The following is a 21875-nucleotide window of genomic DNA, read 5'->3' as shown; positions in this document are numbered from 1 at the left end:
CAGTGGAGAAATCTTTAAATTTAACTTTAATAGCTAAGGCTAAAAAGATCTCTCCATTTCGTTTCACTCCAATCGAGATGACGATTTTTCTATTTAAAATCTGTCAAATAACTTGACTCTGAATAATCAAGCTTCTCACTTATTAATTCACCGAAAAGCTATTATCGCTTTTCACTTTATCAGGTGTATGCGGATTTCCCATCACTATTTTTGAAAGCTTTTTACTTGTCTTTACTTCAATTTTCACTTGCTTATCGCCTTTTTCCCATACACCAATGGTGCTGTGGCTTTTTTCAACTGAGCCATCAGCGAAGGTCAAAGTTAAATCGACCGGCAAAGGCTTAATGCTCTTATTTTCAACGGTAACTGTGTAGCCACCTGAAGTTTTATCAACAGCTTTTATCGCCATATCGGTTACACCACCTTCAAAAAACCAGGCTTTCCAAAACCAGTTTAGATTTTTACCACTGCCTTCGTTTATGCTATTGAAAAAATCGTAAGGCATAGGATGTTTCCCGTTCCAGTTTTTAATATAAGTATGTAAAGCTTTGGTAAACAGTTCATCTCCCAAATAATCTTTTACAAACAGATAAGCCAATCCCGGTTTAGGATAAGAGTTGGTAAAAGAACCCGATCCTTTTAAATCAGGAGTCAGCGTCATGATCGGGGTATCGTCTTTTCCACCTGAAGAAGAGGCCGTAGGCTGAACACCATATTCATCTACAATGGTCGGATCAATGATTGGAGAAATCAGCCACTCGCCTATTGTCGCCCAGCCTTCATCCATCCAGCCATATTTGGTCTCGTTTATACCCATATAGAATGGAAACATGGTATGGAAAATTTCATGATCGGTTAAGGTAATGGCATCAGTACGGTTATCAACCGGATTATCGTTCACCATCATCGGATATTCCATCTGGTCTAAACCATCAAAAATGGTTTCATGGTTATATGGATAAGGCCATTTCGGGAAAGTATAACTCATCGCTTCTACCGTTTTACGGGCAAAATCGATTACCTCATAATAATCTTTATGTTTTGGATTAAAAACGGCATCCACACGCGTTCTTCTTTTCGTTTTAGGATCAACCACCAAACTGCTCGATTTCCATAAGTAATGATCACTCAATGCAAATACAAAATCGGTCACATTTTTGGCTTCAAACTTAAAGGTATTGAAAGCATTTGGCTGCGTTACTTTTTTATCAGCCAGATCTTTATCCGTAATCACATCAATAACGACATCATTTTTCTCTGCAGATAACATTCTTGAAACCACATCTTTCTGGAAAACCTCAGAAGGATTTTTTAAATCGCCGGTTGCCCAAACACCATAACCACCCGGTACCGTAATAGAAGCATTAAACTGATCAAAATCATTATAAAACTCTTCAGCCCCGGTGTAAGGATATTTGTTCCATCCATCCACATCGTCATACACAGCGATGCGCGGAAAGAAATAAGCCACAAAATGCGAACCTTCATCTACCTGACCGGTACGCATGTGTGAGCCTTTATTTAAAGTATAACTATAATCAATTAAAAAACTGATCGTTTTACCCGGCAAAACAGCCGGAACGTTTACCGTCATGTTGGTGCCGTCAATTTTAAAATCAGAAATGGATTTTCCGTTCGCAGCAAGTTTTTCGATCGCTACGCCATCACCCAAATCCGATTCTGCGAATTTTGATTTTCTGGGTGTTCCTTTTTTGTAGAGGTTGGGATAAAGCTTAAACCATATCTCTTTCAAAGTATCGGGACTATTATTGGTATAAGTTACCTGCACTTTACCTTTTAACAACCTGCTGGTAGGATTAAAATCTACATTCAGGTCGTATTTTGAGGTATTTTGCCAATAATTTTTACCAGGTTTTCCATTGATATTTCTGGTTTCCTTTTGATAGGTTTGCTGAAATTCAGGCGCTATCGGTAAAGTTGTTTGCGCACCAGCATAAACCGCACTGAACAACAAGAAGGATAATAATTTTATAGATTTCATTTTTTGAGCATAGGGCTTTGCGTAATGCGCATAGCGTTTAACAACAATTAACCAATTTGAACAATTAACCGATTAACCAAATACCTACTTTCCAAATTTCATTTTCAGCTGCTCCAACATATCGTTATTAATTGGTTGTGCAGGTTTTTCGGGTTTTGGTTGTGGCTTCTGTTGGTAGGCAGGTTTATTTCCTGGTGTATTGTTTTGAGGCTTTGCAGCTCTATTTTCATTTTTCCTGGCATTAAATTTTGCCCATTCCTCATCCAGTTTCTTCTTGGTATAAAGTGGAAAATCGCCGTTTTTCATCCAGGCATAATAACTCGGTTCTACTGAGAATACCTGTTGGGTGGTTTTACCTTTATGTTTACCGAAATTGAAACACACTTCATCATTATCATTGTAAACCATACGTCCGGCAAAATCTACCGGTTTATTGATATTGGTAAAAATGTGCAGGGCATCCACATCATTTACAACCGGGATACTTTTTACACCTTGTTTGCTTTCAAATTCGGTTTCTTTGTACATTTCCAACTGACCAAGTAAAACTTTATAAGTGGCAATTACATCCGCTTCAGCGGCGTGGGCGTTAACCAGGTCTTCCTGACAATAAAACTTATAAGCAGCTTTTAAGGTACGTTGTTCCATCTGGTGGAAGATATTCTGCACATCAATAAACTTGCGGTTATTCATGTCGAAATCTACTTCAGCCCTTAAAAATTCTTCCAAAAGCATCGGAATATCAAATTTATTCGAATTGTATCCCGCCAGGTCGCTATCTCCTATAAATTCGGCTATTTCTGCGGCAATAACTTTAAAAGTGGGTTCATTTGCGATGTCTTCATCATAAATACCATGTATTAACGAAGTTTGCAAAGGAATAGGCATTTCGGGGTTTACACGCCAGGTTTTAACAATTTCGGTACCATCAGGCATAGCTTTTAAAATGGCAATTTCTACTATTCTATCGGCTCCAACATTTATCCCGGTAGCTTCGAGATCAAAAAAGGCTAAAGGGCGTTTTAAATTTAATTTCATTTTGTAAGATGTGAGATTGGCGACATTTAGATTTGAATCGGAATGTCAAATTCTTTTTTTCAAAAGTGCTAAAAAGGTTTCATTAGTTCTGTAAAACCCCTTTATTAATTTATAAATTTAATTGTCAAATTATTTCAGAATGTTAGTTTCTACCACTAAATTGCGCCAATTTATATACGCTCAAATGAATAAGACGTTAAGTTTACTATTTCTATTAATTACATCATTAACCACTCAGGCTCAAAATTTTAACTACGGGGCCATTACGCACGACGATTACCAGTTCGACAGAAAAACACTGGATAGTAATGCAAATGCCATTGTTTTAAAAGAATTTGGAACAGCTTCGATCCAGCTAGACGACAATACCCATAGCCTGGTTTTGATTTTTGAACACCACGTAAAAATCAAAATTTACAACAAAGAGGGCTTTAAGGAAGCTAATATTGTGATTCCAACTTATAAAGACAGTAACCGGGAAGAAACCATAAGCGAGTTAAAAGCTTCAACCTTTAATTACGTTGATAATAACTTTGTAGAAACGGTGATGGATAAAAAAGCTGTTTTTACAGAAAACCGCTCGAAATACACCCGCCTCACCAAATTTACACTTCCTAATTTGAAAGAAGGATCGGTGATTGAATACAGTTATATTTTAAGGTCGCCAAATTTGTTCAACTATAAAACATGGGAGTTTCAGGGTGATATTCCAAAGGTTTCGAGTGAGTATGTGGCCTATATTCCTGGAATTTACAATTACAATGTTTCCTTACGTGGTTTCCAGAAACTAACCGATCAGAAATCGGAACTCAGTAAAGAATGTTTACGTTTATCAGGCGTTGCAATTGATTGTTCGAAGATGACTTACCTGATGAAAAATGTTCCTGCATTTATAGAGGAAGATAACATGACGGCGCCAAGTAATTTTAAATCAGCCATTTATTTCGAACTTTCTGACGTACAGAATATCAATGGCGGTAAAACCTCTTATACCAAAACCTGGAAAGATGTGGATTATGAACTTTCTAACTATAAAACCCTGGGCGACCAGATGAAAAGGAAGGATGTTTTTAAAGAGCTTATCCCAACCATTACCAAAGGCAGTACAGATGACCTTGAAAAAGCAAAAGCCATTTATAATTACATCAAAAAACAAATTAAATGGAATAATTATTACGGGATATATTCGGAAGATAATATAAAAAGGGCGCTTGATACCAGAACAGGTAATGTGGCAGATGTTAACCTGAGTTTAATTGCTGCACTTTCTGCTGCAAACCTCGATGCCGAGGCCGTGCTCTTATCTACACGTGATAATGGAACCGTAAATAAACTTTATCCGGTAATGAGCGATTTTAACTATCTGGTTGCCAAAGTAAATATTGGCGATAAAAGTTATTTGCTTGATGCCACGGAGCCGCTTCTGCCCTTTGCGCTTCTGCCGTTAAGGTGCATTAACGATCAGGGCAGGGTAATTAATCTGAAAAAACCATCGTACTGGATCGATTTAATAGCCAGCCAAAAATCGACAACCAATTATGTACTGACCGGAAAAATGACAACTGACGGAAAAATTATTGGCACCCTGTTAACGCATAGCATGGGTTACTCTGCTTATGCAAAAAGAAAAGATATTTCGCGCTACAACTCGCCTGATGAATATGTAGAAAAACTGGATGAACGTTTAACCAGGATAAAGATTTTAGAACACAGCATCTCCAATTTAGACAGCGTGGAAAATGCTTTAACAGAAAAATACGAAATCGAATTTACAGTTAACGACGGCTCAAACAACAAGCAATTTTACTTTAGTCCGTTTTTTATCAACCCCATTTCGAAAAACCCATTCAACTTAAACGAACGTACTTACCCTGTTGATTTGGGTGCCGCATCTGACGAGCGCATTGTTATTAATGTAACATTGCCCGGTAATTATGAACTGTTAGAAAAACCTAAGGATATGGCTGTCGGTTTACCAAATGCCGGCGGAAAATATTTATTACAAACCGGTTTGCAAGACAATACCATTTCGGTGAACCAGATCATGCAACTTAATCATGCAATTTATCAGGCAGATGAATACCTTTACCTTAAAGAATTTTACAGCAAAATTATTCAAAACCAAAAAACTGAGTTTTTATTAAAAAAAGCAAATTAGATGAAATCTTTATTCACGGCGGTATTTTTGCTTTTGTGCGCTATTACAGGCTTTGCTCAGGATAATTACGATGTTGATTTAATTCCGGCAAACCTGCGTAACCGCGCCAATGCCTGTATCCGTAACCAGGAAACCGTAATCGATATGCGCGCACCTGATAATGTGATGCTGAGCGTAAAAAAAGCCATTACTGTGTTTAACCAAAATGGAGAAGATGAAGCCCGCCTGGTAATTTATTATGATAAAAACATTTCTATTAAAGGAATTAAAGGCGAAGTGTACAACAGTGTAGGCCTCCCCATCACGAAGTTTAACCAGAATAATTTTTCAGATATGAGTGCGGCCGACGGCTTCTCTCTTTTTGTAGATAGCCGCGTGAAACATTACCTTCCATCGGTAAATGAGTACCCTTATACAGTGGTTTACAATTATGAAATCAGGAATAAACAAAACCTCATTATCCCCGACTGGACACCCAAACCGGCCGACGATGTTTCAGTAGAAAAAAGCACTTATACTTTTATCTGCAAACCTACTGATCAGGTAAGGGTAAAAACCCAGAATTATAACGGAACACCGGAAGTAACTACAGATGAAAAGCAGAAAATAACCGTCTGGAAAGTAAATAATATACTGGCCGTTAGAACAGAGCCTTACAGTCCTGCTCATGAAACTTATGCCACCAGCATACAAATTGCCCCGCTCGATTTTTACTATTACAGCCACAAAGGGAATTACACCAACTGGCAGGAACTGGGAAAATGGATTTACGATGATTTGTTGAAAGAACGAAAAGCTTTACCACCTGCAACCGTTCAAATGGTGAAAGATCTGGTTAAAAACGAAAAAACGGATAAAGATAAGGCACGCAAAATTTACCAGTACCTGCAGGATAAAACCCGGTATATTAGTGTACAGATCGGTATTGGAGGTTTTCAACCCATTGCTGCCAGCGAGGTAGACCGCCTGGGTTATGGCGATTGTAAAGCATTGGTAAACTACATGCAAAGCCTGTTGAGTGCAGCAGATATAGCATCGGATTATTGTGTGGTAGAAGCCGGTTCGGAAAAAAAGAGCATGGACCCGAAATATGCAAGCATGGTGCAGGGTAACCACATTATTCTTTGCATGCCTTTAAAAGGCGATACCACATGGCTGGAATGTACCAGTCAGAAAATTCCATTTGGCTTTTTAAGCGATTTTACCGACGACCGACTGGTGCTTGCCTGTACACCTGAAGGAGGAAAATTGCTGCATACCCCAAAATTAACCACTGCTGAGAACCTGCAGATCCGCAAAGCAAACCTTAACATCGAAGCCGACGGAAACATCACCGGAAAAATGAACACAGTTTACGAAGGTGCACAGTACGAAAATCAGGAAGGATTGATCAGTAAATCCATTACCGAACAACATAAATTGCTTAAAGAAACCTATAATATTGACAACATAGATTTCGAAGCGGTGGCCTTTGCACAGAAAAAGGATATCGCCCCTAAATTAACAGAAGATATTTTGCTTAATATCCGCAATTACGCCCCGGTTAACGGCAATAAAATGTTTTTACAGCTCAATGCCTTTAACATCAAAAAATCAATTCCGGAAATTAAAAACAGGACTTTGCCGGTGTACATTAACCGTGGTTATACCGATGAAGATACCATTGTTTACACCCTGCCGGATAATGTAGATACGACATTAATTTTTAACCAGGATAAAACTTTTAAAAGTGATTTTGGCCAATATGTTTGTAAAACATCTGTAGAAGGCAAAAAACTAACCTATTATAGAAAGTTTGTTTTAAACGACGGGACCTTTCCGGCAGAAAAATATGCTGACTTTTCTAAATTTATTAACGATGTAAATGCGGCAGATTATTTAAAACTGGCACTTAGCTTAAAAAAATAATCCCCAAACCGATACCAATAATCATAATCAGATACATTAAGATTTCTGTAGAAGCAAATTTCTTGTATTTTGTCCAGAAGGAATAATCATTATCTTGATTGGCCATTTTTTGATTTATTTGGCAAAAATAGCTAAATAGATTTAATTATTGGGTTTGTAGGTGGTAATCTCTTTAGCCATACCTTTAAAAAGTACAATATGAAAAGGCCACATGGCATACCAATAAATCCTTCCCCATAAACCTTTGGGCCTGAAAGTGGCAATCTGCGATAGAAAAGCTTTTCCATGAAACTCCACTAATTTGAGTTCGAGCCAGGCTTCCCCCGGTACTTTCATTTCTGCATATAAAAGCAATCTTTTGGCTTTTTTGTCCGCCAGTAAAACCCGCCAGAAATCCAGTACATCACCCGCCTGGAGGTCGATGTTACTTGTTCTGCCCCTGCGCGTTCCAACCCCTCCAAACATTTTATCTAAAAACCCGCGTAGATGCCAGAGCCAGTCCATAAAATACCAGCCTCTATTACCGCCTATGCTCCAAATATTATCAAAAACCTCTTCTGCTTTACGTTCAAAAGGCATCTTAACTTTATACTGTAAGGTCCCGTTTTGGGGTACCTTAATCTGATCCATAAAATTAGAATTGAGGTAACCGCGGTTCAGGGCATCCTTCCAGCTTGAAACAATAGAATTCTGATCAATTTTTTCAAAAGCCAGGTGTAACGCTTCTGCATAGGTTAAACATTTCCTCGGTACAACTTCCTGGATGCGGTTATCCTTGCAAACCACTTCATTCTTCATGCTATCTACCAAGCTCCGGGCCAATGAATAAGGTACCGGCGTAATCATGTTCAGCCATAAAGAAGATAATCTAGGCGTAAGTACAGGTACAGTCACAATCCATCGCTTTAATCCCCGTTCTTTGGCATAACCCAAAAGCATTTCGCGATAGGTTAAAATATCAGGTCCGCCAATATCAAAAGTTTGATGGTAAGCCTTATCATTGTGCAATACACCGATCAGGTACGCCAAAACATCACGGATCCCGATTGGCTGGCACCGTGTTTCTACCCATTTTGGCGTAATCATAAAAGGGATTTTCTCGGTTAAATCGCGTATAATTTCGAAAGAGGCACTGCCAGAGCCAATAATAATGGCGGCCCTTAAAATGGTACAGGCTTTTCCTGATGATTTAAGCTCTTCTTCAACCGCTAACCTAGATCCTAAATGTTTAGATAAATGTTCATCGTTGGCAATGCCCGTTAAATAAATAATCTGTTTACAGTTTGTCTTTTTTATCGCTGCCGAAAAATTTTCGGAAGAAGCTTTTTCCATGTCTGAAAATCCACTTTGGCTGGATGACATGGAATGCACCAGGTAATAGGCTGCATCTATATCTTCAGGAATTTCATTTAAGGTTTCTGCATGGAGTAAATCGCCGGTAATAATCTTTACCCGATCGCTTAAATCAGAGTCGGAAATAAACCTGCGTTTATCCCTGACCATACAAACAATTTCATGAGTATCTTCCAGTAAAAGCGGAAGTAATCTCGTACCGATATAGCCATTTGCACCAGTTAATAAAATTTTCATAGATGAGGGATTTAAGAAATAACACTAAATAAATTGCTTTGTTAGGTTTATTGTATGAAAAACAGGAAAATCATATTCCTGATAGCTATACTACATTTAGTAAAGTCATGAGAGTGTAAAACCATCTGTATTTGTAGCACTACAAAATCAATATGCACAACATTTTACTGAAACAACCGTATAAATAGCTCAATATCAAACTAAACTGTACTGAATGAAGAAATACATCCTGGGCATTGCTACGATTTTTTTAGCGGGTATGAGCATTGTCGGAACAAGTTGGAAAGCCGTGGAGCTTCCACACACACAACAAGACGCTGTTAAAGCCATTGCTGCAGACAGTTTGTACAATAAATACATTTTAAACATTTATCATCAGGTACATTTAGATTCTGCGGGACTAAGTGAGCAGGTTTTTGAAAAAGCGTTAACCGGATTTTACAACATGAAATATTCGGGTTTACTGCATGCAAAATCCATCTTAACCATAGCCGATTTCGACCAGGAAAGCTGCAAAAAGCGCCTTTATGTTATCGATCTGGCCAATAAAAAACTTTTAATGAACACCTGGGTTGCCCACGGACAGAATAGTGGTGGCGATAAACCCTCGGCATTTTCCAATAACATTAACTCCAACCAAAGCAGTTTGGGATTCTATTTAACAGGCGAAATTTATTATGGCAAACATGGTCGTTCGTTAAAATTGGATGGCATGGACCAGGGTTTTAACAGCAATGCGAGAGAAAGATCAATTGTGGTACATGGTGCAAGCTATGTAAGTCAGCAAAGTATCGATCAACTGGGCCGGTTGGGCAGAAGTCAGGGCTGCCCGGCTGTTCCTGCAAAGTTAGCCGATCAGGTAATCAACACCATTTCAGACCGGACTGTACTTTTTATTAATAATTCAGAGCAGCAATATAACTCAGCATTTTTAAACGAAACCCTGGCTGCAAGCGTGGTTTTAAACCAGGAACAGCTTTTTGCTGCCCAAATGGATTAATGTTGCTTAATATTTCTGGCGTTCAGGTTTTTAGGAAGGATTCGGATAAACAGTGATTTGCTGCCTGCCAGTAAATCCCACACCCAACGGTTACTATCTATACTTTTCTCGCCACAGTCGATCACCTCTGCCCTTTTGAGCAATTTTTTAACTAATTTTTGGATCCATTTTACCCGAACGATGCGGTTAAAATTCAGGCCCAGGTAATCGCAATATACGTGTACGAGGATTTCTACAAGGAGTGAGTCGTTTGAAATGGCGAGCGGCTGCCCAAATTGTTCTTCATAATCTGTTTTAATCACCTCAACCAGCAGCTTAAAGCGGCTACCGGCTTTTCCATCAAGGTATTTCCAAAGTGAAGCATTGCTATATACGCGTACCAGCTTTGGTTCGAGCGTTACTTTTATCTGGCTTCCCTGCAGATCGTAAATTTTATCCATTAACAAAAAAATTGCAGCAGTTAGATTAGTGTTTTACCAGATTGTTAATCAATTTGATATAAAAATAATCAATACAGCTCATGGACAAAGTTAACAGATAATTGTTTTTAAAAAGGAGCATTAAATGGCATTGTGAGTAATTTTTTTAAGCTATTGCCATTATTTTAAGCATCTTTGGGGTTGAAAAGATAAGCCCATTCATGAAGATTGTAATTGCAGAAAAGCCCTCTGTTGGTCGTGAACTTGCTAAAGTTTTCGGAGCAACCACCAGAAAAGACGGATACATTGAAGGTAAAGGATATTCTTTTACATGGGCGTTCGGGCACTTATTACAATTGGCACCTCCACAGGATTATGGCTTTATTGGCTGGCGAAAACAGCATTTACCCATGCTGCCGCAAAAATTTAAGCTTGCCATAAGAAAGATTAAAACAAAAGATGGCTTTGTAGAAGATCCTGCGGTGAGGAAACAGCTGGATACCATTAAGAAACTTTTTGATGAAGCTACGGAGATTATCGTGGCAACGGATGCGGGGCGTGAGGGTGAATTGATTTTCAGGTACATTTACTATTATTTAAAGTGTAAAAAACCTTTTAAACGCCTGTGGATTTCTTCGCAAACAGATGAAGCCATAAAAGATGGTTTCAGAAACCTGAAACCCGGTACAGATTACGATACTTTATTTAATTCTGCCCATTGCCGTTCGGAGTCTGATTGGCTGGTGGGGATGAACGCCACGCAGGCTTTAAGCATTTCTGCAGGCAACCGTACCGTACTTTCTTTAGGAAGGGTACAAACACCTACCCTGGCGATGATTTGTGCACGTTTTTTAGAAATTAAAAACTTTGTGCCGCAAACTTATTACCAGATCAGCATTTTGCTTACCAAAGATGAGCAGCCCTTTAAAGCGATATCAACCACCAATTATAAGGATAAAGAGGAAGTAGAAAAATTATTTGCACTGGTAGAAGATGTGGCTTCGGGTTTCCCGACAGGAGGTAACGTTACGGCAGTTGAAGCAAAACCACGTAAAGAACCGCCACCGCTTTTGCACGATTTAAGTAGTTTACAACAGGAAGCCAATAAGAAAAAAGGCTATACAGCTGATCAAACGCTAAATATTTTGCAAAATTTGTACGAAAGTAAACTGGTTTCCTATCCCCGTACCGGATCGCGGTATATTGGAGATGATGTTTTTGCAGGCGTGCCGGATCTGATTGCAAAATTTACCGGTCATCCAGATTTTGGCAAGCAGGCGCAGTTTTTACAAACCGTTACGTTGAATAAACGGAGCGTAAATGCGAAAAAAGTTACCGATCACCATGCTGTTTTACCAACCGGCGAACAGGCTTATGGCCTAAGTGCAGATAAACAAGCCGTATATGATATGGTGGTAGGCCGGATGATTGAAGCTTTCCACCAGGAATGTTTAAAGGAACTTACCAAGATTACCATACAATCGGGGCTTACCTTTGTGGCCAATGGAACTGTAATTCGCTCTACGGGCTGGCGGGCTGTTTTTAATGATCCGGAAGATGATAAAAAAGATGAGGATAATGCGGCATTACCAAAAGTTGCGGTTGGAGAACTGTTACCTATTACCGAAAAATCTTTATTAGAAAAGCAGACCAAGCCAAAACCAATGTACAATGAGGCATCGTTATTAAAAGCACTCGAAACCTGTGGTAAAGAAATTGAAGATGAAGAATTGCGTTACGCCATGAAAGACAGTGGTTTAGGCACCCCGGCAACACGTGCATCCATCATCGAAACTTTAATTACAAGAGAATACATTACGCGGGAAAAAAGAAACCTGGTGCCCACCAATAAAGGCCTGGCTGTTTACGAAGTAGTTAAGGATAAGCAGATTGCACAGGCAGAACTTACCGGACAATGGGAAAAACGTTTAGAAGAAATCCGCTCAGGATCTTCGGTAAAAGATTTTAAATCAGAAATAACAGAATACACTAAAACAATTACCCACGAGCTGTTAATAGCAGGTGCAAGTATATCTGGCAAGCTTGAAGAAGAAAAGAAACTCGTAAAGGCTTAATTAAAAACGCTGTTAATTACCTGCTGCAGGGAATCGCCCATTTTTTCATCTTTCTGAACAAAACCAACGGCACCTGCGGCTAAAAAATCCTGTTCAAGCAGATCTTTATCATTACCACTGAACATGCAGATTTTAATATCAGGCTGGATGGTTAAAATTTCTCTTATGGTATCCGGGTTGCTATCACCCTGCGGCATATTGATATCCAAAAGCAGAAAATCTATCGCTTTTTCTTTTAGATAGTTTATGGTATCAGGTAAATTCCTGGTTTCAAAAATATTTGGCGAAACAACGTATTTGGTAAACAAACGCCTCATTACAAGCCTCATCATCTCGCTATCATCAGCGATGAGAATTTTAACAGTTTCAGTCATGAATAATAAGTATAGTAAGCCCGCATACAATATTTACCGGCATAAATATTTTCAAAAAACTTATTTAATAAACCAGGTTTTACAATTTAATTATGAGGCTATTAAGCGTAAAAATAACAAATTTTATTCAGCTCTTTCAGATATTGAAAGTAACAGTTTTATAGCTATAACTCCATAAATTCCCAGGCACTGTGGTAGGCATTCAATTCTTCAGCATATTGTATAAAATCTGCATAGAACTTAGATTTTGAAAGTGTAGAACTATCCCCAACAATTATCAGTTTTTTCCGGGCCCTTGTCATGGCTACGTTCATCCTTCTGGTATCAGACAAAAAGCCGATGCTTCCTTCCCCGTTACTCCGGGTTAAACTAATGTACACCACATCACGCTCCTGTCCCTGAAAACTATCAATGGTATTCACCGCGATTTTATCCAGGTATAGGCTTAATATTTCATTTTCCTGTACCAGCTCTTTCAGGATCTGAACCTGTTGCCTGTAAGGAGAAACAATCGCAACAGATGGGAAATCCCCTGAATACTGAACTGTTAAATTACTCACCAAGTGTGTTAAGTGTTTAACCAAAAATGCAGCTTCATCAGGATTGGTGGTGCTTGTTCCGTCTAATTTCTCATCATAACTGCAACCTGCCGTATCAATAAACTGAATGGGCTGATCACCTTCAAATAATAAATGCCCGGCCACCGTGTGATGCGCCTTTAATTCATTATTATAAAATACCTGAGATGAATACCCCATGATATCCTTATTCATCCTATACTGCTCATTAAGCAACACAACAGCCTCTGGATGAAGACTTACAGCCTTTTCTAATAAAGTATTACTTAGGCCATTTCTTGCGGCTTCATTTGATTTTATGGTTGGAGAAAGCTGAAAATGATCGCCGGCTAAGATCACCTTTTGTGCTTTTAAAATAGGGATCCAGCAGGCCGGCTCCAAAGCTTGTCCGGCTTCATCGATTACAATCGTATTGTACTTTAAGTTTCTAACGGTATAATGGTTCGCTCCTACCAAAGTTGCGGTAATAATCTGTGCTTTGGTAAACAGGTTATCCATAATATACTGTTCCGTTTTTTCGACCTCTTTTCCAATTTTATGTGCTTCATCAAACAGGGCTTTGCGCTGCTCGCGTTCTGCCCTGCCAAAACTGCGTTTGTATTTATGAGCCATGTTTTTGTACTCGCTGGCCTGTTTTTTTAATGCTTTAATGGTTTTCATTTCAGCATGATCGGCCATTTGATGATCGAGTGTAGCAGCAAGTAATCTCTCTGAAACCCTGGCCGGATTACCCACCCTGATTACTTTTAAGCCTTCGGCAGCCAGTTTTTCAGTCAATAAGTCAACTGCCGTATTACTTGGCGCCACAACAAGGATTTTCTGATCACTGTGTTTAGCCAACGATTTTATGGCATGTACTAGCGTTGTGGTTTTACCTGTTCCCGGCGGACCATGCACTATGGCCAGATGATCTGCCGAAACAATTTTATTTACCGCCAGCTGTTGCGAATCGTTTAAAGTGTTGGGAATAATAAACTTTTCTCCCCCCCTAAATGAAGGTTTTTCTCCTTTCGTTAAAATTCTGATCAGCTTATTTTCCGCCACATTTTCAGCAAGGTTTGTGGCCTGCTTAAGGGCTTGCTGCATCTCATCATAACTATTGTTATCAAAAAGCAGATCAACGCCAAGTTTTCCGTTTCTGGTCCAGTCAGGCAGTTCATCTACCCGCAAGCTGATTTTCATCCTGCTCCCACTCTGATGCGTAATAATCCCTTCAATCCGGTCTTCTTTAGCATCGTGATTTGAAAATAGCACCACAGCAGAGCCAAAACGAAACTGGTGAGAAAAATCCTGATGGGTAGTTCGTTCTAACTCTACGGTTAAATAATCGCCGCGGCCAATTTCTGTATTCCTGATCGCAATCGGATACCATGTTAAGCCTAATGCCCTTCTGTCTGCAGCAGAAGTATTTTCAGTAAGTTTTAAATAAGATTGTAAATCTTCTTCGCGCTCGGTATTAAGGAGATCCTGAAGTTTTTTGAAATATTCTTTTGGCAAGGTTAGATGGTTAATTGTTTAAACTGGTTAATCTGTTAATTGTTGGATTGCTGGATGGTTAAATCGGTTAATTGTTTAACTGTTTAATTGTTCGCAGACTAAAAGTATTTGCTGTTAAGGTAAATTAAACGCTTAGCGCCGGGCACAATTCGCATAACGCTCTGCGCTACAAAACCAGCTCCTGATGCAACCTCAATAATGTTTCTTCGGCATCATCGCAAAAACCAGGATGTACTTTTGAGCATTGCACCACAGTACTTCTGGTAGCGGTAAGCCATCTGAAACGCGAAGCCTGATCGTATTGCCCAATTGGTCCAGATCCATTAGCCGCAATACTGATGCGCTCAAAGGCACATAAATTTTCTTTCAGTTCTGCCAGATCAATACCCGGCGAAAAAGCTTTTATCCTCGCTTCGTTTAACACAAAAATGCTTTTTAAATATTTTTGCTTTGCACAGAACAAGATAATCCCCACGTTCATAAATTCTTCACGCTCTACCCTGGGCATTACGCGGATTACAGCATACTCAAATAAGAATTTCCCTTGCATGCTGTGCTTCTTTTAAAAATACGTCAGCGTGTGACAATCTTTCGGTGAGGAAATAAATGTAGGCTTTGCGGTGATCTTCTTTGGTTTCGAAATTCGTTTCGCCTTCCAGCCAGTCATCAGGAATAATATCGATTACTGCTTTTATTTTTTCGGGTGTAAGGATTTTTGTAAATTCCTCGTGTACACTTTCCAGTTCGGTAGCCCACGGCAATAACACATGGTCTTTTACCAAAAAGAATGGTTTAACAGCTTGTTCCTGCCAGTTTTGCCACGAATGGTGAAAGTATAAAGATGCCCCATGATCAATTAACCAGAGTTCTTTATGCCAGATCAACATGTTGGTGTTGCGGCAGGTACGGTCCATATTAGTTAAAAAGCAATCCAGCCATACAATCTGCGAAGCTAATTTAGCGTCAACAGTAGTGACTGTCGGATCGAAAGTAATGGCCCCGGAAAGATAATGCAGTGCTAAATTCAACCCTACGCTGGCTTTTAATAAATCCTGGATTTCTTCGTCAGGTTCTGTCCTTCCAAATGCCTCATCAAGATTGGCAAAAACCAGTTCGGGAACACGTAAACCCAGTATCCGGGCAATTTCACCGCCTATTAATTCTGCAATTAATGCCCTGGTGCCTTGTCCGGCTCCCCTAAATTTAAGCACGTACAGGAAATTATCATCGGCCTCTGCAATGGCAGGCATCGAGCCCCCTTCGCGCAGCGGCGTAACGTAACGGGTAACATTTACTGTTCTAAGTTGTAAATCGTTCATATTGGAAGATAGAATGGCCATTTGTTTATGCGGGCACAATTCTAAACTTGTGGCAAATTTAGCAGAATTTAGGCAATAAATCAGTCAGCATTAGGTAGTAATGCCATACAATTATAACATCTTGCTACATAAGCTTCGGGTTTATATTTTCTCCAATGCCTGCTATGGTCAAAACAATACTGATCATAACTAATGATATTATTAAAAGTATTTCTACTCCCAATTCGATTTAATCATGTCCTAAATAAGCATTTCCTGCAGGCGTCATCGCTGCCGACCATTGTACAGATTCACGGTTAATCGTAATCAGGCCCATACTTTCCAGTTCCTCATAGTCTTCTTCCCTCCCACCTAAAACTGACGAACTCACCTGTTGATTAATAACTTCAAGCAATGATAAAATTTCTGATCTTTCCATAACAATATTGATTAAATAGTTAATTAACATAAATATACTTAAAAATGTTTCTTACCCGGTTAAACATTTCCCCGGCTTTGAGGTTGTACTTATACCCGGATCTGATTGTTTATGGAAGCACACATTTATTACCTTTTTATTATGGCACTGCCCGTTGCATGCATCGCCTGGACGGTTACCAAAGAAGAAATTTTTAGGGAGGCACGAGAATTTTGTGTAGACCGTTCGAAAAACTGCAACAAACTTGTTAAAAGGAAATTTTTCTACGTTTTTACCTGCGAATATTGTTTTAGCCATTACGTTACCGCACTGTTATTGATTATTACCAGGTTTACCTTAATTTATCCCGATTGGCGGGGTTACATTATTGCCTTTTTCTCCATCGTGTGGATCGCAAATGTGTATATGAGCTTGTATAACATCATCCGGATTGACCTTAAAAAGGAAAAAATCAAGGTGGCAAAAGAAGAATCAGAGCTTAAAAACGAGTAAAACCATTTTTAACAGCAGCTGTTTTTAAATATAAACTGCAGGTTATGCCATCATCAGTAATTAAATATTTTAGTTATGATACCGCTACCGAAACATTGAAAATCATATTTACAACAGATATGGTTTACCTGTACAAAAAAGTGCCTGAAAAAGTTTATAAATTATTAAAAGCTTCAGGATCAAAAGGGCGGTACTTTAATGCCCATATAAAAGACAAATTTAAATTCCGGAAACTGGAGGAAGAATAATATGCCAGAAGGCCCATCGATTGTAATATTAAAGGATTTAATAAAAGACCTTCACCTGGGCAAACCTGAGGTACTGGAAGTTGCAGGAAATGCTAAAAACATTGATAAAGACCGGCTCTTACATCAAAAAATTATCGATTTTAAAAGCTGGGGCAAACATTTTCTGATTTGTTTTAAAGATTTCACCGTCCGCATCCATTTTATGCTTTTTGGCACCTACCTTCTTAATCAGGAGAAGAAAACACCATTAACTTTAGGACTCGTTTTAAAAAAAGATGTGCTAAACTTTTACACCTGCAAAGTCGATCTGCTGGAAGGAAATGTTAAAGAACATTACAACTGGGAGAATGATATTATGGCTGAGGAGTGGAACAGCAGAGCCGCTATCAAAAAACTGAAAGATATGCCCGAAGCTTTGGTTTGTGATGTGCTCATGGACCAACAGATTTTCAGCGGTGTTGGCAACATCATTAAAAATGAAGTTTTGTACCGTATCCGCGTACATCCGCTGACAAAAATTAAAGATTTACCTCCTGCAAAATTAAAAGCTTTGGTTAAAGAAGCCCGCAATTACAGTTTTGATTTTTTAAAATGGAAAAAGGAAAATACATTAAGCAAACACTGGGATGTTTATAGCCAGAAAGAATGTCCCCGAAAACATAATATAGAGAAAAAGGAACTGGGAAAAACCCACCGGCAAACCTATTATTGCGAGAAATGTCAAAAATTATATCATCAGAAAGAAAAATAATTTATCATTTCTTCAAAACACTTAAAACACTAATCTCCTAAATACTAATAGCTTAGCAAATAATGATTTTTAAACGAAACTTTTAAGTATAATCTCAAAGTAAAAGAAATGTTAAACTTTTAGGATTTTTATAAAGTAGTCCTATATTTGTCCTCGAGAGCGTTAATTTAGATACGGGTATATGGCTTAGGCTGTATGCCCGTTTTTTGTTTCTATGCTTTTACATGCTCCATTACCTCATCTAAACAAATCCGCAGCCAGGGTGTGTAAAGACCAGGATTAAGCTCAATATCAGCTGCCAAAGCTTCCAGGCTGATGTATTTAAACGTTTCTACTTCAACAGGGTTAATCAGTGGCAGTTCATCACTTGTACCAAAAAAAACGTGGTCTACCTCGTGCTCAGTTAAACCATCTTCAAATTTTGCCTTATAGGTAAACTTAAACAGATAATCCAGCTCGCAATCCATTCCCATTTCTTCTTTTAAACGTCTATTGGCAGCATCCATATTGGTTTCGCCCATTCTGGGGTGACTGCAGCAAGTGTTGGTCCACAAGCCACCAGAATGATATTTACTTAATGCCCGTTGCTGTAGCAAGAGTTCATTTTTCGAATTGAAAATAAAAACCGAAAAAGCACGGTGAAGCAAGCCTTTTTCATGTGCTTCCATTTTTTCCATCTGTCCCACCGGCACATCATTCTGATCTACAAGAATAACCTGTTCTTCCATTTAAATTACATTTAACTTATTGCGGATGATAGAATCAAACATCAAACCAACTTTACGTGTGTTCGAAATCCTGATCCTTTCCGTCATGATTTTTTCGGCACTCAGGCGTTTTATTTTGGCAAATAATTTTTTGTAATAGATGTACGACAAATACACGCCATTACGGGCGCCTGGAGGTAACATCTTTATTCCAGCCAGGGCAACATCGAATTCGGCCTCAATTTCATGCTCTATCTGCCTCTTCTGGTTATCACAAAATACCGCGAGGTTAACATTTGGAAAATAGTTGCGATTAAGTGCCTGATGATCAGCCTTAACATCCCGCAGAAAATTTACTTTTTGGAAAGCAGAGCCCAGTTTCATTGCATATGGCTTTAGCTGCTCATAATGTTCATCATCTCCATTGGTAAAAACCTTTAAGCACATTAAACCAACCACTTCTGCAGAACCCAGTATATATTCATTGTATAGTTCGGGAGTATATTTCTGTTCCGAAAGATCCATTTCCATACTTTTTAGAAATAAAACAATGAGTTCATGATCAATGTGATAATGATTGACCACCTTTTGAAAAGAATTTAAGATAGGGTTTAAACTAATGCCCAGATTAATGGCCTCAAAAGTATCCTGTTTAAATTTTCCGAGCAGAAATTTTTTATCAAAGTGATGGAAACTATCTACAATCTCATCAGCTAAACGCACAAAACCATAAATAGAATGAACAGGCAGACGCAGTTCCTTACCAAGAAAATAAATACCGAATGAGAAACTGGTACTATAACGCCTGGTAGTAAGCCGGCTGCAATCGGCAGAGAGTTGATCAAAAATTTCTTTCATGTAAGAGTGGATTGGGAATGGATGCTTCAAATTCATCAAGGGTTTTAAACCAGTTGATGTGACCGATATTTTGTAATTTACTGATAACCTGACCATTTCCGGCAAGGTGGATTTGGGCAGATGCGCATATTTCTGATAACTGACCGATATATTTCTGTGCTACAGATGCTGATCTTGATTTTATCATAAAAAATAAAACCTGATCTACATTTAAGGAAGCAAATACGCGTTTAATGGAATCCAACGGAACTTTACTACCTAAAAAAATAACCTGATGGTGGTGCATCCTCAACATATAATTTGCAAAAAGCAATCCGATGTCGTGATCTTCATCTTCTGGCAAAAAAAGAAGCCACCTTGCGGCTGAAGATGGTGCTTCCGGAAGATGATTAATATGTGTAAATATTTTCTGACGGATAATATTGGATAAAAAATGCTCGTGAGCAGGACAAATATCGTCTTTTCGCCACATTAATCCCAAACGGACCAGCAAAGGATACATAATTTTGCGGTAACAACCTGATAAACCCAGCTTATTAATCCCTTCATCTATTAAATGATTAAAATGGGGCTCGTCAAAAGACAATCCATAACCAATCAGCTTCGAAATGTAATATTCTGCCTCTTCGTCGATAGAAGGATCAGTAAGCTGCTCATCTAAAAGTGTTTCAATAGCTTCATCAGAAAGGCGGCATATTTTGGAAATTTTTAGGCCGCTTTTATTTAAACTAACGATGTTTAGCAATTTTCTTAACTGTTTATCATCGTACAGGCGGGTATTGCCCTCAGTCCGCGTTGGACTTAAGGCATTATAGCGCTGCTCCCAGATCCTGATGGTATGAGAATGAATGCCCGAAAGCTGTTCAAGATCTGAAATGGAATAATTCATTAATTTGTTTAAATATATCTAATAAAACTTAAACAAAATAAATAAAGGAAAGTTTTTTAAAAAGTGCAGTCAGATGTTTCCGTTTAAAGTGTCGGATGGTAATATCCAACACCACGATGAAAGATTTATTTCAAATTAATGAATTGCCGGATGGTAACATCCGGCAATACGAGGGCAAATATGTATATAAAAATCTGTGCGTATCTGAGGTTAAAACCTTAAACAATAACATTACTCAAAAGCAGATCTGTATTCCTTAACAAAATTTGTAAATGTTCCCGGCGCTTTACCGGTTACTTCCATTACATCGTGGCTAACCATAGCTGCTTCACCACGGGCATAATGTGCGTAATCTTCTATTAAACCAGCTGCCTGCCAGGATGGAAAACCGGCCTGTAATAAAGCCGCTTTCAGTTCTTCATCAGATACGTTAATGTATTTAATTTCCTTCTCTAATATTTCGGAGAGGATTTCTGCTATATCATTGTGACTTAGGGCTTCAGGACCTGTAATGTTGTAAATCTTACTTTCAGTATCTCTGCTAACCAACGCTTGTAAGGCCACAGCAGCGATATCGCGGGTATCAACCAAACTGATTTTTGCATCACCTGCAGTGGCAAAAAATTGCTGCTGATATTTTATGGGATCTGCAAAACCAAGTAATCCCTGCATAAACAGATTTGGTCTTAAAAAAGTATATTGTAAACCTGTATCCTTTATTTTTTGTTCTACAGCAGCATGGTAACGGAGAAAACGAACTGGCGAATTCATATCTGCAGCAAACTGAGAAAGTTTAACAATGTGCTTAACATTACTTTCCATAACTGCATCAACAAAATTGCATTGCAAGCTTTCTGCCGCTTCAGAAGAATTACTCAGGAGAAAAACTTTTTCGATACCTGCTAAAGCATTTACAATACTTTGCTTATCGTTAAAATCGCCGGTAACTATTTCTGCGCATTTAAGCCGCTTTAAATTGCCGGCTTTATCCAGGCTTCTTACCAATGCCCTGAAAGGAATGTTTTCAAAAGCTAATTGTTCTGCCAATGCTGAACCTACGCTTCCTGTTGCGCCGGTAACCAGTATGGTGGGTTGGGTTAAATGTGTCATATTTTAAAGTATTTATAACACAAATTTCAGCCCTTAAGCGGGAATAAAATTGTAAGAAAACGAAAGTTACAACTAAAATGCTTTCTCGGTTAAAAGCACTCCCCTTTCGCCATTCCCGGTTTCTATGGTATGTACATGTTTATAAGAGTGGCTAAAGAAATCGTAACCATGTTCCATCTGCTTAATAGAAACCGTATTTAAAGGATATTTAAAATTGGTTTGCATGCACAACAGGCTGCCGTTTGCCAGTAAAAGGAAATCACAATCGTATCCTCTTTCCTGCAGTTCGATAACTTTTTTGGTAATGGATACGTTTAATCTATTTGTGGTGCGGATTTTATTTTTCATAAAAAATAGGTTTTAGGGATTTTCAGGGTGAATATTCAGGATAATAAATATATCTATTAATTACTACGATTCAAAATACAATATATTGTTATACAA

The 21875-nt window shown here is 38.6% G+C and carries 22 protein-coding genes; 7 read left to right on the top strand and 15 right to left on the bottom strand.

Annotated elements, in window-relative coordinates:
- Window positions 1-142: 142 nt before the first annotated feature.
- Window positions 143-2002, bottom strand: coding sequence for a M1 family metallopeptidase (locus ACTJKC_RS20720; RefSeq protein ID WP_440794920.1), 1860 nt, complete (start codon window positions 2000-2002; stop codon window positions 143-145).
- 84 nt (window positions 2003-2086) lie between these two features.
- Window positions 2087-3040: an exonuclease domain-containing protein gene (locus tag ACTJKC_RS20715; protein ID WP_440794918.1), complete on the bottom strand. Its 954-nt coding sequence runs from the start codon at window positions 3038-3040 to the stop codon at window positions 2087-2089.
- Window positions 3041-3224: 184 nt separating this feature from the next.
- Between ACTJKC_RS20715 and ACTJKC_RS20710 the strand changes: the two genes are divergently transcribed.
- Entirely contained in the window at window positions 3225-5198 is a 1974-nt protein-coding gene (locus tag ACTJKC_RS20710) for a transglutaminase domain-containing protein (protein WP_344851850.1), read from the top strand.
- Window positions 5199-7106, top strand: a complete 1908-nt coding sequence (locus ACTJKC_RS20705) for a DUF3857 domain-containing protein (RefSeq protein ID WP_440794916.1) — start codon at window positions 5199-5201, stop codon at window positions 7104-7106.
- Here ACTJKC_RS20705 and ACTJKC_RS20700 read toward each other — a convergent pair.
- Together ACTJKC_RS20700 and ACTJKC_RS20695 are read right to left on the bottom strand one after the other, a co-directional pair.
- On the bottom strand, window positions 7090-7212 hold the full coding sequence (locus ACTJKC_RS20700) for a hypothetical protein (RefSeq protein ID WP_440794914.1): 123 nt from the start codon (window positions 7210-7212) through the stop codon (window positions 7090-7092). The genes ACTJKC_RS20705 and ACTJKC_RS20700 overlap by 17 nt on opposite strands.
- Before the next feature lie 35 nt (window positions 7213-7247).
- Window positions 7248-8696: an SDR family oxidoreductase gene (locus ACTJKC_RS20695; RefSeq protein ID WP_440794912.1), complete on the bottom strand. Its 1449-nt coding sequence runs from the start codon at window positions 8694-8696 to the stop codon at window positions 7248-7250.
- Between the two features lie 214 nt (window positions 8697-8910).
- Between ACTJKC_RS20695 and ACTJKC_RS20690 the strand changes: the two genes are divergently transcribed.
- On the top strand, window positions 8911-9696 hold the full coding sequence (locus tag ACTJKC_RS20690; RefSeq protein ID WP_440794910.1) for a murein L,D-transpeptidase catalytic domain family protein: 786 nt from the start codon (window positions 8911-8913) through the stop codon (window positions 9694-9696).
- On the opposite strand, the gene ACTJKC_RS20685 is transcribed toward ACTJKC_RS20690, so the two are convergent.
- Window positions 9693-10136, bottom strand: a complete 444-nt coding sequence (locus tag ACTJKC_RS20685) for a hypothetical protein (protein ID WP_440794908.1) — start codon at window positions 10134-10136, stop codon at window positions 9693-9695. The two genes, ACTJKC_RS20690 and ACTJKC_RS20685, sit on opposite strands and share 4 nt — an antisense overlap.
- Before the next feature lie 200 nt (window positions 10137-10336).
- Between ACTJKC_RS20685 and topB the strand changes: the two genes are divergently transcribed.
- Complete coding sequence (gene topB, locus ACTJKC_RS20680) at window positions 10337-12190, top strand: DNA topoisomerase III (protein ID WP_440794906.1); 1854 nt, start codon at window positions 10337-10339, stop codon at window positions 12188-12190.
- On the opposite strand, the gene ACTJKC_RS20675 is transcribed toward topB, so the two are convergent.
- The 5 genes from ACTJKC_RS20675 to ACTJKC_RS20655 all read right to left on the bottom strand — a co-directional run bounded on the left by ACTJKC_RS20675 (window position 12187) and on the right by ACTJKC_RS20655 (window position 16376).
- Window positions 12187-12564, bottom strand: a complete 378-nt coding sequence (locus ACTJKC_RS20675; RefSeq protein WP_440794904.1) for a response regulator — start codon at window positions 12562-12564, stop codon at window positions 12187-12189. The genes topB and ACTJKC_RS20675 overlap by 4 nt on opposite strands.
- A gap of 164 nt (window positions 12565-12728) precedes the next feature.
- Complete coding sequence (locus tag ACTJKC_RS20670) at window positions 12729-14639, bottom strand: AAA domain-containing protein (protein WP_440794902.1); 1911 nt, start codon at window positions 14637-14639, stop codon at window positions 12729-12731.
- Window positions 14640-14805: 166 nt separating this feature from the next.
- Window positions 14806-15189 carry a DUF3037 domain-containing protein gene (locus ACTJKC_RS20665; protein ID WP_440794900.1) on the bottom strand — a complete coding sequence of 128 codons (384 nt, stop codon included), beginning with the start codon at window positions 15187-15189 and terminating at the stop codon, window positions 14806-14808.
- Window positions 15167-15979, bottom strand: a complete 813-nt coding sequence (locus ACTJKC_RS20660) for a HipA family kinase (RefSeq protein WP_440794898.1) — start codon at window positions 15977-15979, stop codon at window positions 15167-15169. The genes ACTJKC_RS20665 and ACTJKC_RS20660 overlap by 23 nt, the downstream gene beginning before the upstream one ends.
- 208 nt (window positions 15980-16187) lie before the next feature.
- Window positions 16188-16376 (bottom strand): hypothetical protein, encoded by a 189-nt coding sequence (locus tag ACTJKC_RS20655; RefSeq protein ID WP_344851840.1) that lies wholly within the window; start codon window positions 16374-16376, stop codon window positions 16188-16190.
- Window positions 16377-16487: 111 nt separating this feature from the next.
- On the opposite strand from ACTJKC_RS20655, the gene ACTJKC_RS20650 reads away from it, so the two are divergent.
- From ACTJKC_RS20650 to ACTJKC_RS20640, 3 genes are read left to right on the top strand one after another with little or no spacing between them, the layout of a single operon-like run.
- Complete coding sequence (locus tag ACTJKC_RS20650; protein WP_344851839.1) at window positions 16488-16868, top strand: hypothetical protein; 381 nt, start codon at window positions 16488-16490, stop codon at window positions 16866-16868.
- Window positions 16869-16912: 44 nt separating this feature from the next.
- On the top strand, window positions 16913-17116 hold the full coding sequence (locus ACTJKC_RS20645) for a KTSC domain-containing protein (protein ID WP_344851838.1): 204 nt from the start codon (window positions 16913-16915) through the stop codon (window positions 17114-17116).
- Between the two features lies 1 nt (window position 17117).
- A complete protein-coding gene (locus tag ACTJKC_RS20640) occupies window positions 17118-17867 on the top strand; it encodes an endonuclease (protein ID WP_440794895.1) in 750 nt (249 codons plus the stop codon).
- A 212-nt stretch (window positions 17868-18079) separates the two neighbouring features.
- Here ACTJKC_RS20640 and idi read toward each other — a convergent pair whose 3' ends face one another.
- The 5 genes from idi to ACTJKC_RS20615 all read right to left on the bottom strand — a co-directional run bounded on the left by idi (window position 18080) and on the right by ACTJKC_RS20615 (window position 21779).
- Window positions 18080-18595 (bottom strand): isopentenyl-diphosphate Delta-isomerase, encoded by a 516-nt coding sequence (gene idi, locus ACTJKC_RS20635; protein WP_440794893.1) that lies wholly within the window; start codon window positions 18593-18595, stop codon window positions 18080-18082.
- Complete coding sequence (locus ACTJKC_RS20630; protein WP_440794891.1) at window positions 18596-19432, bottom strand: phytoene/squalene synthase family protein; 837 nt, start codon at window positions 19430-19432, stop codon at window positions 18596-18598.
- Entirely contained in the window at window positions 19416-20321 is a 906-nt protein-coding gene (locus ACTJKC_RS20625) for a MerR family transcriptional regulator (RefSeq protein ID WP_440794889.1), read from the bottom strand. The genes ACTJKC_RS20630 and ACTJKC_RS20625 overlap by 17 nt, the downstream gene beginning before the upstream one ends.
- Before the next feature lie 231 nt (window positions 20322-20552).
- On the bottom strand, window positions 20553-21431 hold the full coding sequence (locus ACTJKC_RS20620; protein ID WP_440794887.1) for an SDR family oxidoreductase: 879 nt from the start codon (window positions 21429-21431) through the stop codon (window positions 20553-20555).
- 72 nt (window positions 21432-21503) lie between these two features.
- Window positions 21504-21779 (bottom strand): hypothetical protein, encoded by a 276-nt coding sequence (locus ACTJKC_RS20615; RefSeq protein ID WP_344851832.1) that lies wholly within the window; start codon window positions 21777-21779, stop codon window positions 21504-21506.
- Window positions 21780-21875: the final 96 nt, after the last annotated feature.

The sequence above is a fragment of the Pedobacter sp. 22226 genome (assembly GCF_052045455.1).
Lineage (GTDB): Bacteria > Bacteroidota > Bacteroidia > Sphingobacteriales > Sphingobacteriaceae > Pedobacter > Pedobacter jeongneungensis.
Note: the sequence above shows the minus strand (reverse complement) of the source record. Positions and strands in the feature narration are given on the sequence as shown.

Excerpts from the sequence above, each read along its gene's own strand:
- ACTJKC_RS20720 (WP_440794920.1), bottom strand. The coding sequence starts at position 2,002 with ATGAAATCTATAAAATTATTATCCTTCTTGTTGTTCAGTGCGGTTTAT.
- ACTJKC_RS20715 (WP_440794918.1), bottom strand. The coding sequence starts at position 3,040 with ATGAAATTAAATTTAAAACGCCCTTTAGCCTTTTTTGATCTCGAAGCT.
- ACTJKC_RS20710 (WP_344851850.1), top strand. The coding sequence starts at position 3,225 with ATGAATAAGACGTTAAGTTTACTATTTCTATTAATTACATCATTAACC.
- ACTJKC_RS20705 (WP_440794916.1), top strand. The coding sequence starts at position 5,199 with ATGAAATCTTTATTCACGGCGGTATTTTTGCTTTTGTGCGCTATTACA.
- ACTJKC_RS20700 (WP_440794914.1), bottom strand. The coding sequence starts at position 7,212 with ATGGCCAATCAAGATAATGATTATTCCTTCTGGACAAAATACAAGAAA.
- ACTJKC_RS20695 (WP_440794912.1), bottom strand. The coding sequence starts at position 8,696 with ATGAAAATTTTATTAACTGGTGCAAATGGCTATATCGGTACGAGATTA.
- ACTJKC_RS20690 (WP_440794910.1), top strand. The coding sequence starts at position 8,911 with ATGAAGAAATACATCCTGGGCATTGCTACGATTTTTTTAGCGGGTATG.
- ACTJKC_RS20685 (WP_440794908.1), bottom strand. The coding sequence starts at position 10,136 with ATGGATAAAATTTACGATCTGCAGGGAAGCCAGATAAAAGTAACGCTC.
- topB (WP_440794906.1), top strand. The coding sequence starts at position 10,337 with ATGAAGATTGTAATTGCAGAAAAGCCCTCTGTTGGTCGTGAACTTGCT.
- ACTJKC_RS20675 (WP_440794904.1), bottom strand. The coding sequence starts at position 12,564 with ATGACTGAAACTGTTAAAATTCTCATCGCTGATGATAGCGAGATGATG.
- ACTJKC_RS20665 (WP_440794900.1), bottom strand. The coding sequence starts at position 15,189 with ATGCAAGGGAAATTCTTATTTGAGTATGCTGTAATCCGCGTAATGCCC.
- ACTJKC_RS20660 (WP_440794898.1), bottom strand. The coding sequence starts at position 15,979 with ATGGCCATTCTATCTTCCAATATGAACGATTTACAACTTAGAACAGTA.
- ACTJKC_RS20655 (WP_344851840.1), bottom strand. The coding sequence starts at position 16,376 with ATGGAAAGATCAGAAATTTTATCATTGCTTGAAGTTATTAATCAACAG.
- ACTJKC_RS20650 (WP_344851839.1), top strand. The coding sequence starts at position 16,488 with ATGGAAGCACACATTTATTACCTTTTTATTATGGCACTGCCCGTTGCA.
- ACTJKC_RS20645 (WP_344851838.1), top strand. The coding sequence starts at position 16,913 with ATGCCATCATCAGTAATTAAATATTTTAGTTATGATACCGCTACCGAA.
- ACTJKC_RS20640 (WP_440794895.1), top strand. The coding sequence starts at position 17,118 with ATGCCAGAAGGCCCATCGATTGTAATATTAAAGGATTTAATAAAAGAC.
- idi (WP_440794893.1), bottom strand. The coding sequence starts at position 18,595 with ATGGAAGAACAGGTTATTCTTGTAGATCAGAATGATGTGCCGGTGGGA.
- ACTJKC_RS20630 (WP_440794891.1), bottom strand. The coding sequence starts at position 19,432 with ATGAAAGAAATTTTTGATCAACTCTCTGCCGATTGCAGCCGGCTTACT.
- ACTJKC_RS20625 (WP_440794889.1), bottom strand. The coding sequence starts at position 20,321 with ATGAATTATTCCATTTCAGATCTTGAACAGCTTTCGGGCATTCATTCT.
- ACTJKC_RS20620 (WP_440794887.1), bottom strand. The coding sequence starts at position 21,431 with ATGACACATTTAACCCAACCCACCATACTGGTTACCGGCGCAACAGGA.
- ACTJKC_RS20615 (WP_344851832.1), bottom strand. The coding sequence starts at position 21,779 with ATGAAAAATAAAATCCGCACCACAAATAGATTAAACGTATCCATTACC.